The sequence below is a fragment of the Heterorhizobium halophytocola genome (assembly GCF_017873095.1).
GTDB classification, from domain to species: domain Bacteria; phylum Pseudomonadota; class Alphaproteobacteria; order Rhizobiales; family Rhizobiaceae; genus Allorhizobium; species Allorhizobium halophytocola.
On the sequence record NZ_JAGGJU010000010.1, the window covers coordinates 17,966 to 29,425 of the forward strand.

16 protein-coding genes are annotated in these 11,460 nt (G+C 64.0%); 3 read left to right on the forward strand and 13 right to left on the reverse strand.

Annotation, left to right across the window (positions count from 1 at the left end; translation table 11 throughout):
• Positions 1 to 42: 42 nt before the first annotated feature.
• Positions 43 to 873, reverse strand: a complete 831-nt coding sequence (locus tag J2Z17_RS17360) for an SH3 domain-containing protein (protein ID WP_209946908.1) — start codon at positions 871 to 873, stop codon at positions 43 to 45.
• A 146-nt stretch (positions 874 to 1,019) separates the two neighbouring features.
• Positions 1,020 to 1,670: an SH3 domain-containing protein gene (locus J2Z17_RS17365; protein WP_209946909.1), complete on the reverse strand. Its 651-nt coding sequence runs from the start codon at positions 1,668 to 1,670 to the stop codon at positions 1,020 to 1,022.
• Positions 1,671 to 1,931: 261 nt separating this feature from the next.
• Between J2Z17_RS17365 and ubiG the strand changes: the two genes are divergently transcribed.
• Positions 1,932 to 2,681: a bifunctional 2-polyprenyl-6-hydroxyphenol methylase/3-demethylubiquinol 3-O-methyltransferase UbiG gene (ubiG, locus tag J2Z17_RS17370; protein ID WP_209946910.1), complete on the forward strand. Its 750-nt coding sequence runs from the start codon at positions 1,932 to 1,934 to the stop codon at positions 2,679 to 2,681.
• A 6-nt stretch (positions 2,682 to 2,687) separates the two neighbouring features.
• The gene (locus tag J2Z17_RS17375; RefSeq protein WP_209946911.1) at positions 2,688 to 3,239 is read left to right on the forward strand and encodes a DUF924 family protein; all 552 of its coding nucleotides are present in this window, start codon (positions 2,688 to 2,690) and stop codon (positions 3,237 to 3,239) included.
• Positions 3,240 to 3,249: 10 nt separating this feature from the next.
• Here the strand turns inward: J2Z17_RS17375 and J2Z17_RS17380 are convergent, their stop codons facing one another.
• The 5 genes from J2Z17_RS17380 to J2Z17_RS17400 all read right to left on the reverse strand — a co-directional run bounded on the left by J2Z17_RS17380 (position 3,250) and on the right by J2Z17_RS17400 (position 6,237).
• A complete protein-coding gene (locus tag J2Z17_RS17380) occupies positions 3,250 to 3,834 on the reverse strand; it encodes a DUF3291 domain-containing protein (protein ID WP_209946912.1) in 585 nt (194 codons plus the stop codon).
• The gene (locus tag J2Z17_RS17385) at positions 3,834 to 4,262 is read right to left on the reverse strand and encodes a DUF1178 family protein (protein WP_209946913.1); all 429 of its coding nucleotides are present in this window, start codon (positions 4,260 to 4,262) and stop codon (positions 3,834 to 3,836) included. The genes J2Z17_RS17380 and J2Z17_RS17385 overlap by 1 nt, the downstream gene beginning before the upstream one ends.
• Complete coding sequence (locus J2Z17_RS17390; protein ID WP_209946914.1) at positions 4,259 to 5,116, reverse strand: carbon-nitrogen hydrolase family protein; 858 nt, start codon at positions 5,114 to 5,116, stop codon at positions 4,259 to 4,261. The genes J2Z17_RS17385 and J2Z17_RS17390 overlap by 4 nt, the downstream gene beginning before the upstream one ends.
• Positions 5,117 to 5,125: 9 nt before the next feature.
• Positions 5,126 to 5,383, reverse strand: coding sequence for a glutaredoxin 3 (gene grxC, locus J2Z17_RS17395; protein WP_209946915.1), 258 nt, complete (start codon positions 5,381 to 5,383; stop codon positions 5,126 to 5,128).
• Positions 5,384 to 5,460: 77 nt separating this feature from the next.
• Positions 5,461 to 6,237: a ComF family protein gene (locus tag J2Z17_RS17400; RefSeq protein ID WP_209946916.1), complete on the reverse strand. Its 777-nt coding sequence runs from the start codon at positions 6,235 to 6,237 to the stop codon at positions 5,461 to 5,463.
• Positions 6,238 to 6,302: 65 nt separating this feature from the next.
• Here J2Z17_RS17400 and J2Z17_RS17405 point away from each other — a divergent pair, with 65 nt between their 5' ends.
• Positions 6,303 to 7,202: a methyltransferase domain-containing protein gene (locus tag J2Z17_RS17405; protein WP_209946917.1), complete on the forward strand. Its 900-nt coding sequence runs from the start codon at positions 6,303 to 6,305 to the stop codon at positions 7,200 to 7,202.
• An 18-nt stretch (positions 7,203 to 7,220) separates the two neighbouring features.
• Here J2Z17_RS17405 and J2Z17_RS17410 read toward each other — a convergent pair whose 3' ends face one another.
• The 6 genes from J2Z17_RS17410 to J2Z17_RS17435 all read right to left on the reverse strand — a co-directional run bounded on the left by J2Z17_RS17410 (position 7,221) and on the right by J2Z17_RS17435 (position 11,389).
• Positions 7,221 to 7,397, reverse strand: coding sequence for a Flp family type IVb pilin (locus J2Z17_RS17410; protein ID WP_209946918.1), 177 nt, complete (start codon positions 7,395 to 7,397; stop codon positions 7,221 to 7,223).
• Between the two features lie 52 nt (positions 7,398 to 7,449).
• Positions 7,450 to 7,770, reverse strand: a complete 321-nt coding sequence (locus tag J2Z17_RS17415) for a hypothetical protein (RefSeq protein WP_209947131.1) — start codon at positions 7,768 to 7,770, stop codon at positions 7,450 to 7,452.
• Between the two features lie 238 nt (positions 7,771 to 8,008).
• Complete coding sequence (gene mutT / locus J2Z17_RS17420) at positions 8,009 to 8,416, reverse strand: 8-oxo-dGTP diphosphatase MutT (protein WP_209946919.1); 408 nt, start codon at positions 8,414 to 8,416, stop codon at positions 8,009 to 8,011.
• Positions 8,409 to 9,200, reverse strand: a complete 792-nt coding sequence (locus tag J2Z17_RS17425; protein ID WP_209946920.1) for a GNAT family N-acetyltransferase — start codon at positions 9,198 to 9,200, stop codon at positions 8,409 to 8,411. Before J2Z17_RS17425 ends, mutT begins: the two co-directional genes overlap by 8 nt.
• Positions 9,200 to 10,441 (reverse strand): bifunctional glutamate N-acetyltransferase/amino-acid acetyltransferase ArgJ, encoded by a 1,242-nt coding sequence (argJ, locus tag J2Z17_RS17430; protein WP_209946921.1) that lies wholly within the window; start codon positions 10,439 to 10,441, stop codon positions 9,200 to 9,202. The genes J2Z17_RS17425 and argJ overlap by 1 nt, the downstream gene beginning before the upstream one ends.
• Positions 10,442 to 10,516: 75 nt before the next feature.
• Positions 10,517 to 11,389 (reverse strand): peptidylprolyl isomerase, encoded by an 873-nt coding sequence (locus J2Z17_RS17435; RefSeq protein ID WP_209946922.1) that lies wholly within the window; start codon positions 11,387 to 11,389, stop codon positions 10,517 to 10,519.
• Between the last annotated feature and the right edge of the window lie 71 nt (positions 11,390 to 11,460).

An 11,460-nucleotide genomic window follows, 5' to 3' on the forward strand; every position in this document is an offset into this window, starting at 1 on the left:
GCGCCGGATGGCGCCTTTTCCGATTGTGGGTCCTGCCTGGCGTTACGGCCTGCAGCGATCGTCGTTCTTCGGGCAAGGCGGGAAGGACGGACGCTTGCGGTCGTCCCTGTTCCGGCCCTCGTCCCGGTTGCGTCCGTCATTGCGCTGGGCGTCACGATGGCGGTCGTTGCGATCATGCTGGCCGGCCCGGTCACGGTCGCGACGGTCGTCGTCGCGCTGCTGCTGACGCTGGCTGTCGGCATCGCGGCGATTGTCGAAACGCGGGCCGTCGTCGCGGTGACGGGGCTGGTTGTCGTCAAACCGCGGCGGCAAAGGACGGGCGTCATCATGGCGCGGCGGGCGATGGTCGTCACCGCGCGGCGGGCGATGGTCGTCACCCCGGGACGGGCGGTGGTCGTCACCGCGGGACGGACGGTGGTCGTCGCCACGCGGCGGACGATAAGCGTCGTGGCGCGGCGGCGGGCTGCGGCGGTCCCAGTGATCCCAGCGGTCGCGATCGCGGTAGAAGTCGCGCTGACGATAATGCCGTTCCCAGTAGTTGCCGACCGAGAAGGTGACGGACGGGATGCCGAGTTCGCCGTAATAGCGCGGACCGACCTCGACGCGACGCTGTTCATAAAGCGCCTGCAGATAGCTTCCCGAGACCCAGCCACGGATGCCGGCATAGCCGACATCGCACCAGTTGGCGCTCTGCATGCAGCCGAAGATATCGACGCCGCTGCCGACCGGGATGACCGTCACGGCCGGATACTGGGTGCTCGGTCCGGCACGCAGATTGACGTTGGCGGTGGCGTAACCATTGGCGGCGAAGGCCGCTGCCGGCACCAGCGCACTGAAGGCCAAGCCGAAGGCCATGGCTTTGAAGTTCAACATGAGAGCTCCTTTGGTGTTCCTCTGGTAGACTTTTTAGGCATTTGGAAATGAACCGCTGCTGAACGTCGCGGACGGCATGCTTGTTCCGGAAACACGAACGCAGCCATAGCGGCTGCGTTCGACGTCAGGTGTTTCCAATCACGCGATCAGCCCGGCTGGCAGTCGCCCTTCTGGCCGGGCTTGCAGGCCGGCTTCTTGTGGTCATTGCGGTCGTTGTGGGTTGCTGCAGGACGCTTGGTGTTGCGGTCGTCATGCCGGTTGTCGTCGCGACGCGCATCGGGCTTCGGCGCCATCGGCTTCGGGGCGACCGCATTGTGATCGTTACGATGGTCGTTGCGGTTGTCGCCCTGGGCGACCGGCTTGGCATCATGACGGTTGTCGTCGCGGTGGCCGCCGTCGCGGTGTTCCCACTTGTCGCGCTGATTGTAGAACGAGCGGCTCTTGTAGTGGCTGCCCCAATAGCTGCCGACGCTGAAGGTGACGACCGGCACGCCGAGGCGCTTGTAATAGTCCGGCTGCACATAGACGCGCTTGGAGGAATAGGTCATCTGGATATAGGTGCCGGATACCCAGCCGCGGCCGCCGGAGTAGCCGACGTCACACCAGTTGGGGCTCTGCATGCAGCCATAGACCTGGACCTTGCTGCCGTTCGGAATGACGATCACGGCAGGATAATCGGTGCTCGGGCCGGCGCGCAGATTGACGTTTGCGGTCGAAAAGGCGGTGGCGGCCTGGGCCAGTGCAGGCGACATCGCAGTCAGGGCAGCCGTTGCTGCCAGCATGGCGAGTTTATTCATCGGGGTGTCTCCTTGGGAAATTTCTTGTCCAGTCCGGGGGAACGACTGGCTGACCGCTTTGAAACGTCAGGATGGGGAACCTGTTCCTCGAATGCAGATAATTTGTGGCCATGACGACGTGTTTGCTTGTCAATTGGCGTGGCGGTCCAAGAGACCGGCGCGCAGCGGCAGCCGATCCTCCAATGGCAGGGCCGCCGCTTGACTTTGGCCCCCGATCATCCGACTTGGAGGGGTAGTGGAGACGCGACGAAAGAAGACGATATGAGCGAGCAGGCCCGCACCACAATCGACCAGGTCGAAGTCGACCGCTTTTCCGCCATGGCGGCGGAATGGTGGGATCCAACCGGCAAATTCAAGCCGCTGCACAAGATCAACCCGATCCGTCTGGCCTATATCCGCGACCAGGCAGCCGCCCATTTCGGCCGCGATCCGTCGGGCCATCAGCCGTTGAAGGGACTGCGCGTGCTCGACATCGGCTGCGGCGGCGGCTTGCTGTCGGAACCGGTCGCCCGCATGGGCGCCGACGTGCTGGGCGCCGACGCCTCGGAAAAGAATATCGGGATCGCCACCACCCATGCGGCCCAGACCGGCATTGCCGTCGATTACCGGGCGATCACGGCCGAGGCGCTGGCCGAGGCCGGCGAGACCTTCGACATCGTGCTCAACATGGAAGTGGTCGAACACGTCTCCGACGTGAACTTCTTTCTCGGCACCTGCGCCTCGATGGTGCGGCCGGGCGGATTGATGCTGGTCTCCACCATCAACCGGACGCTGAAGGCCGCAGCGCTCGCGATCGGCGCCTGCGAATACGTGCTGGGCTGGCTGCCGCGCGGCACCCACCAGTATGACAAGCTGGTGCGTCCGGAGGAAATCGAGACGCCGCTCGCGGCCGCCGGCATGGCGATCATCGAGCGCAAGGGCGTGTTCTTCAACCCGCTGCAGAACCGCTGGAACCTGTCGACCGACACCGACGTCAACTATATGATGCTGGCGGAACGCCCGAAGGACTAAAAGCCCATGCACACCGCCGCCGACGTTATCGCATTCTGGAAGGACCTCGGGCCCAAGGGCTGGTTCACCGTGGATCCCTGCGTCGACAGCATGATTTCGGCGAAGTTTGCCGCCGTGCATCTGGCCGCCAGCCGCGGCGACCTTGCCGACTGGTTGGACAACAGCGAGGGCGCGCTGGCGCTGCTGATCCTGCTCGACCAGTTTCCCCGCAACATGTTTCGCGGCAGCGCCCATTCCTATGCGACGGATGGTCTTGCCCGCCAGGTCGCGCGCCACGCGCTCGACAAGGGTTTTGACCAGGAGGTCGAGGCTGCGTTGCGGCCGTTCTTCTATCTCCCGTTCGAGCATTCCGAGGACCTGGCCGACCAGGAAAAATGCGTTGACCTGTTTACCCGTCACCACGAGCAGACCGGCGACGAGGAAACCCTGAAATACGCCGTCCTGCACCGGGACATCATTACCCGCTTCGGCCGCTTTCCCCATCGCAACAAGGCTCTCGGCCGCCAGACGACGGCCGAAGAACAGGCCTATCTCGACGACGACGGCTTCAAGGGCTGAAAGAAGAGGCTCAGACGGGCAGCCCGGGCAATCGGTCAAGCAGCGCGCCATTCCGGCTCGCATTTTCGGCGGCCAGCCTTTTTACCCGATCGCGATCGATCCGATAGGCGCTGGCGTCCGGCGCAAACGCGCGCTTGAAATCAAAGGCTGCAGGACTTGCGCCTTCATCCGCCAACAATTCCAGACGCGAGACCCCGTCGGACCAGCCGGGTCGATGCCCGCGCGGCATCCAGAACAGAACGAGCGGTGGCCAGCTCTGCCGGACATTCCACGCCCGGGCGTTCTTCAAGGCTTCGGCATGAACGCCGGAATAGGTAAAGGCGAGCAGGCTCTCGATATCCTCCCACAACGACAGCGACGAGGGACCGCTGTCGTATCCGGATCCCTTCAGAAACCGCGGGAAGGTTTGGTCGCCCCAACTTTCGGGTCCGGCCACGCCGTCATAGCCGGAACGCCCGACATAGCCGCAAGCGCGGCGGGCGGCCTCGAAATTCAGCGGTTCCCGGAGACGAAAGCCCTCGACTTCGCCCGCCTCATAGGGAGCGACATGTATACCGAAATTGTAGATTGCGAGATGATGGCTCTCGCCAGACATCAATTGGCGTCTTCGGGCAAAACCGGCAGAGGGGCGATCTCGACGCCTTCCTCGAGCAGCGATTTCACCTCACCCGGCGATGCCTGGCCGATGATGCCGCGCGCTTCGGTCTCGCCGTAATGGATCTTGCGTGCCTCTTCGGGAAAGCGCTCGCCGACATCCTCGCTGCTGGCGCGAATGGCTGCAACCGCTTCCTTCACCTTGGCCAGCATCTGCTGCTGGGCCTGGCCTGCGACCATGGCGTGGCGTGCCTCCTGCTTGCGGGCGGTCGAAACCGCCGGCGCCATCAGCAGCTTGGAGATATCGTCGGAATTGCAGGTCGGACAGGTCAGGAAGCCGCTGGCGCGCTGACTGTCGAAGTCCTCGCTCTTCGAGAACCAGCCCTCGAATTCATGGGCGTTGTCGCAGATGAGGGAATAGCGGATCAAACCGTCATTCCTCCCTTGGCGAGAACCGGTGCGAATTCGAGCGAGAAGTCGCGGCCATTCTTCAGATTGGGGATCTTGGCCCGGCTGGCGCCGACGGCCGCCAGATCGATATCGGCCAGAACAACCGCCTCGCCGGTATTGCCGGCTTCGGCCAGAACCTTGCCCCAGGGGCTGACGATCATCGAGTGGCCATAGGTCTGGCGCCCATCTTCATGCGTGCCGGCCTGGGCCGCGGCAATGACGAAGGCGCCGTTTTCGATCGCGCGGGCGCGCAGCAGCACCTCCCAATGGGCCTCGCCGGTCTGCTGGGTGAAGGCAGCCGGCACCGTCAGGATTTCCGCGCCGGCCATGGCCTCGCTGCGGAAGAGGTGCGGGAAGCGCAGATCGTAGCAGATGGCAAAGCCGAGCTTGCCGAATGGCAGGTCGGCGATCCGGGCTGCCTTGCCGGGCTGGTAGGCGGCACTTTCGCGCCAGCTTTCGCCATTGTCGAGATCGACGTCGAACATGTGGATCTTGTCATAGGTGCAGATCCGCCGGCCGTCGGGACCGAAGAGAAAGCCGCGATTGGCGATCTTGCCATCCGGCAGGCCGATCGCCGTCGAGCCGATATGCAGAAAGATGCCCAAGGTTTTCGCGAGCTCGGAAGCGGTGGCGACGATGATGTCGCCATCCTCGTCGCGCAGGCTGGCGCGCAGGCCCTCGCGGTCCTTCTGCACCATGCCGGTCATTTCGGGTGTCTGGATGTAGCGCGCGCCGTGGCCGGCCGCCTCACGCACCAGCCGTGCCATGGCGTCCGCATTCTTCTCCGGGTCGACGCCGGAGCACATCTGAATCGCTGCCACCTTGATCGTCATGGCTGAACCCTAGCCTTCCAGCATGGTGTCGAGCTGACCTGAACGGTCGAGCGCCACCAGATCGTCGCAACCGCCGACATGGGTCGATCCGATGAAGATCTGCGGGAAGGTCGAGCGGCCATTGGCCTTCTGGATCATTTCCTGGCGCAGTTCGGCATTTCCGGTCGCGTCATGCTCGGCAAACTCGACGCCCTTGTCGCTCAAAAGCGCCTTGGCACGGGTACAGAAACCACAAAATTGACGCGTATAGATCGTTACAGGTTGCATCGTCGTCTCCGCTTGCCGCGCAGTCTGGGGATTGCGTCGCGCTGTCAGAAAAATGCCCGCAATCGGGCCTTAGCCCCTCATATAAGACCGGAAACAGCCCTTGCAAAGGTCAAAACCGTGACCTCGGCGGCGCCCGCCCGCTTCAAGGCCCGGGTCGCCGCGGAAACCGTGGCGCCCGTGGTATAGACGTCGTCGATCAGCACCAGCTTCGCCCCGAAGATCGCGCCGTGTTCGGTCGCGGGCACCGCGAAAGCACCCCGCACATTGACGGCCCGCGCATTGGCGCTGAGACCGACCTGCTGGCTGGTGCGGCGAATGCGCAGGATAGCGCCGGCCCGAAACGGACGGCCGGACAGATGCGCCACATGGCGCGCCAGTTCCGCCGACTGGTTGAACCGCCTTCCGATCAGTCTTAGACGATGCAGCGGGACGGCGACGACGGCGTCGCAGGCTTCAAGTTCGGCGCTTGCCGCGCGCACCATCCAGCCGGCCATGATTGGTGCCAGGTCCGGCCTGTCCTGATATTTGAGCCGGTGAACCAGCGCGCGGGCGACATCGTTATGAATGGTGACCGACCGCAATCTGTCGAAGACCGGCGGATCGGCAATCGCCTCGGGCGAGACGGCGCCGGGTCCCGGATCATAGGCAAAGGGCGATCCGAGCACCTCGCAATAGGGCCGCTCGATGAAGCGGATCGTCGACCAGCAGGCGGCACAGAGGCTGCCGTGATCATGCGTTCTGACACCGCAATGACAACAGGCGGGCGGATAGATGCAGTCGCGCAGGAACCGCCCGGCACCGCCCAAAAGCGGCAACGGCGAGATGCCGGCAAGAGAGATCCGTTTTGCCCTCATGCGCTTGACATTAGGATGCAGATGCGGACTTTGCCAGCGCAGTTTGCAGGGAGGCTAGAAGCACGATGGAACAGTTGTTCGACCTCGACCTCGTGACCGAGAACCGCCGCCGCGCCTTGAAGAACGGCGATCGAAGCGCGGCATTCCTGATGGATATCGCGGCCGTCGAACTGGCCGAGCGCCTAGCGCTGACGGAACGGCATTTCGACGAGGCCCTGGAGATCGGCGGGGTGATCGGCGAAGTGGCGCGGCTTGCCGTTCAAACCGGCAAGATCGGCCGGCTGAGGCGGATCGAAACCGACGCCGCCTTCGCAACGCCGGACGAGGAGATCATCGTTGCGCCGCTCGAGACGGTGCCGGTGGAGCCGGAAAGCGTCAATCTGATCCTTTCGCCGCTGTCGCTGCACCTGGCCAATGACATGCCGGGCATGCTGATCCAGATGCGCCGCGCGCTGAAGCCGGACGGCCTGCTGCTCGCGGCGATCCCGGCGGCGGGGACCCTTGGCGAACTGCGCGATGTTCTTTTGAGTGCGGAAGCCGAGCTTTCGGGCGGCGCGAGCCCCAGGGTGGTGCCGTTTGGCGACCTGCGCGACATCGGCGGCCTGCTGCAAAGGGCGGGCTTTGCCCTGCCTGTGGTCGACAGCCAGGATTATACCGTGCGCTACGATTCGCTGTTTCCGCTGATGCGCGACCTCAGGGCCATGGGGATGTCCAATCCGCTCACCAACCGCTCGCGCCGGCCGGTCAGCAGGGCGCTGTTCCTGCGGGCGGCGGAGCTCTATGCGCAGCGATACTCGGATCCGGACGGGCGCATCCGGGCGACCTTTTCGGTCGTTTACGTCTCCGGCTGGGCACCGGATGCCAGCCAGCAGAAGCCGCTGAAGCCCGGATCGGCCAAGATGCGGCTGGCCGATGCGTTGAAGGCAGGCACGCCTTCGCTGCCGGAAGATAACCGGGAACGGTAAGCCGGAATTTTTCGGGAATTACTTGCTGAGTTGCTCGTCCACCGTCGTGCTGACGGTGTTCCAGGTATTGGTGACGCTGTTGCTCACCAGACGGATGCTGCCGATCAGCGCGGTCGAGACCAGAACCGCGATCAGAGCATATTCGATGGCCGTGGCTGCGGATTGATCCGCAAGGTACCGCTTCAAAACCTGCATGCCATTCCCCCTTCAAACTCAACTGGCCGCCTTTGACTGCTGTGACGTCGCGTCACCGGCAGCTGGCGGCACTCGCATAATCCTCGACGATGCAGACCGAACCCGGCGTTTCCTGCAGAACGCTGCGGCGGATCGTGTAGCGCTTTGCGCCGTCCGTCCGGGTGATCGATCCCGTGGTGATATTGTCGAACTCGTCGGCCGTGTAGGCGAGGCTCTTGTTGGTATCGTGACCGGCAAGCATCGGCGTCAGGATCAGCGACAGCGCGATCGCGGCCGTGCCGAAGAGCAGCGCCAGATTCAGTACGCCGATCTTCTGAGACTTGGGCCCGCCCCGTTCACGTACGCGCACAGCGCTCCAGAAATCCTTGTCCATCATCAAGCCTCGCAAGGGCACGTCGCGCCCATTTCCTAAGGATGCTCTCATAAAAGTGCTGAATTAATCGTTAAGACATCGGACTTGCCCCGGGCTTTCTTGCGGCGCAGCGAAGCAGACCCCGCCAACGCCATGGCTTCGGCGGACCGTCGCGGACAAGCACCCGGTCCCCAGCCTGAAATCTGAATGGCTCTAGACGGTTAGATGGAGGGTATGGGGCGGCGCACGGCAGCCTGCATCAAAGCAGATCCTGCAGGAAAGGGATCAGCGGTTCGTCGGCGGGCGGCATCGGGTAATCCCGCAAGGCGTTAACTCTGACCCATTTTATGGCCTGGCCCTCGCAGCCCCTGGGGATGCCCTCATAACGTCGGCAGACATAGAGCGGCATCAGCAAATGGAAGTCGTCATAGGTATGGCTGGCAAAGGTGAGCGGCGCCAGGCAGGCGACCTTGGTCTGGATGCCGAGCTCTTCCTCCAGTTCGCGCACCAGGGTCTCTTCCGGCGTTTCGCCGGGCTCCACCTTGCCGCCTGGAAATTCCCACAGGCCGGCGAGCGACTTGCCCTCGGGCCGCTGGGCGAGAAGAATGCGCCCGTCGGCGTCGATCAGGGCGCAGGCCGCGACCAGCAGGATGCGCCGCTCAGCCATCAACGGTCTCCGCCCGCCAGTAGTGATAGCGATAGACTTCCGCAAAGCCGAATTTGGCATAAAGCGCCCTGGCCGCATGATTGTCCGCGCCGACGGCAAGCCAGGCGGTGCGGGCGCCGCGCACCCGCGCCCAGCGCAGCGCCGCAGAGACGATCTCGGTTGCCCGGTGCTGACGGCGGGCGGCGCTGGCCACCGCAACCGTGAGGATGCCGGCAAGATCGTTGTCCTGCACGCAGAGCGTGGTCGCGATCGGCCCCGCCTCCGGGCTCTCGATGACGAAGAGACCGGTTGGCGGCTGTATGGCGCTGATGACTTCGGCAAGCCCCGGCTTGACCGAGACGTCCTCGCCGTCGAGTGCGAGGACTGCATCGACGAAGCGGCCGACATCGTGGCTCGGCAGATGGTCCATGGTATCGGGCAGTTCGCCCGCCTGCAGATCCGTGGTCATCACCACCGTGCTGTCGAAGCGCGACCAGCCCCGGTCGCGGACGAGATCGACCAGCGCCGGGGGCGTCAGCGGCGTCTCGCGCAGGATCAGGCTGCGGCCATAGGAGGCGAACTTGCGCTCGGCCTTCTCGAACCGCACGTCGAGCGCGCCATGGTCGGACGGGTCGAGCGGCACCAGGCAGTTCAGCCGCTTGGAGGGATAACCGCCGTTCAGCCTGAGCTGCCAGCTGCCGTCATACTGGACGGACGAGGAGGGCCATGCACGAAAGCCGACGGCCTCCAGCCGGCGCACGAGCGGCAGGTTCGACGTGGGAATATCCTGAATACCGGTCGTCATCAGCTTCTGTAGTCGCCGTTGATCTCGACATAGGCCTTGGTGAGGTCGCAGGTCCACACGGTGGCGCGGCCGTCACCGAGGCCGATCTCGACCTTCAGCGGGATATCCTCGCGCTTCATCACGGCGGAGGCCGCATCCTCGGAGTAGTCGGGATCGCGCTCGCCCTCGACGGCAACGCGCACGTCGCCGAACCAGATGGCCAAAAGGTCGCGGTCGGCCTTCTCGCCGGCCTTGCCGACGGCCATGACGACACGGCCCCAGTTGGCGTCCTCGCCGGCAACGGCGGTCTTGACCAGCGGCGAATTGGCGATCGACAGCGCGATGCGTTTGGCGGCGGCATCGGTCTCGGCGCCCTCGACGGTGATCTCCAGCATCTTGCGGGCGCCTTCGCCGTCGCGGACGACCTGCAGTGCGAGATCTCTCAGCAGATCGTCAAGGGCGGCCCTGAAGGCGGCGAGGCGCGAATCGCCGGCATCCGTAACCCTGGCCTGACCGTCTGCGGAAGCCGCGCCGGTGGCAAACAGCATCAGCGTGTCGGAGGTCGAGGTGTCGCTGTCGACGGTGATCGAATTGAAGGTCGGGCCGACACCGGCAGACAGCAGCGCCTGCAGGGCTGCCGGCGCGATGTCGGCATCGGTGACGACGAAGGAGAGCATGGTCGCCATATCCGGCGCGATCATGCCCGCACCCTTGGCCATGCCGTTGATCGTGACGGTGACGCCGTCGATCTCGGCGGTGCGGGTCGCGACCTTGGGATAGGTGTCGGTGGTCATGATCGCCTTGGCGGCGTCGAACCAGAAGCTCTCTTTGGCCTCACCGACAAGGCTTCCGAGCACGCCGGAAAACTTGCTGGCATCCAGCGGTTCGCCGATGACGCCGGTGGAGGCGAGGAAGATCTCGCTTTCGGCGCAGCCGATCGCTTCGGCGGCGGATTTTGCCGTGAGGGCGGTCGACTGGCGGCCCTTGCGGCCGGTGAAGGCATTGGCATTGCCGGAATTGACGACCACGCCGCGTGCGACCCCGCCGCCCAGATTGGCGCGGCAGAAATCGACGGGTGCGGACGGGCATTTGGAGGTGGTGAAGACGCCGGCCACACTGGCCGGGGCGTCGAACACCATCATCATCACGTCGGTGCGCCCCTTGTACTTGATGCCGGCAGCGGCGGTCGCCAGGCGAACACCCTTGACCGGCGGCAGGTCAGGATAGGTTTTCGGCGCAAGGGGAGAAATATCGACGGACATGACAGGGCCTTGATCTGAAAGGACCCGCCTGAAAGCGGGTCCGGTTGACTGATGGAACGGGAAAAGCGCAGCCGATCAGGGCTTGGGCGCTTCGTCCGGCTGCTGCTTGCTGACTTCCTCGTAACCCTTGCGCAGGTCCTCGTCCATGATCTCGACCTTGGTGTCGGTCTTGGCCTTGGCGATCAGCGCAAGATACTTGTCCCGCATGACGAGCTGACGGACCTGGTCCTGGACGGCCTCCAGCTTCGGCGGCGGGGCCGTGCGGGTATCCTCGACCTTGATCACATGGTAGCCGAACTGGGTCTTGACCGGGGTCTTGGTATATTCGCCGGGCTTCAGCGCGAAGGCAGCCTTTTCGAATTCCGGCACCATGCGACCCTTGGTGAAGTAGCCGAGGTCGCCGCCATCCGACTTGCTCGGATCGGTCGACTTTTCCTTGGCGATTTCGGCGAAGTCCTTGCCGGCATCCAGATCCTTGATGATCGCCTTGGCTTCATCCTCGGTCTTGACCAGGATGTGACGGGCATGGACCTCTTCCTGCTTGGGCAGGCTGGCGATTTCCTTCTCGTAGCGCGCCTTCACCTCGTCGTCGGTGACGCCGTCGATGACGTGCTTCTTGAAGTAGGCGTTGTGCAGTTCGCGATCCTTGATGAAGGCCAGACGGCGCTGGAATTCGGCGTCCTTGTCGAGGCCTTCCTTCACCGCGTCACCGGCAAGCAGCTTCACGTCGATGGCGCTCGACAGCGCTGCGACCTTCTTCTGTTCGTCGGGAAGCTGGGCGAGCTGCGGATCGAGATTGGCAACCGCCAGGTCGAGCTCGGACTTGTGGATTTCGAGGCTTCCGACTGTTGCGACGACCGGATCGGTCGCGTCATCGGCGACCGCGAGCGCAGGCGCTCCCAGGAGACCGAGACAGGCTGTCAGAGCGAGAGCGTGATAACGCAGCATTAATTCACCTTTCGGGTAAGAGGTCGTCGTGACCTCTCAAATCGGGTCAAAAAAGGGCAAAAGCACGACGA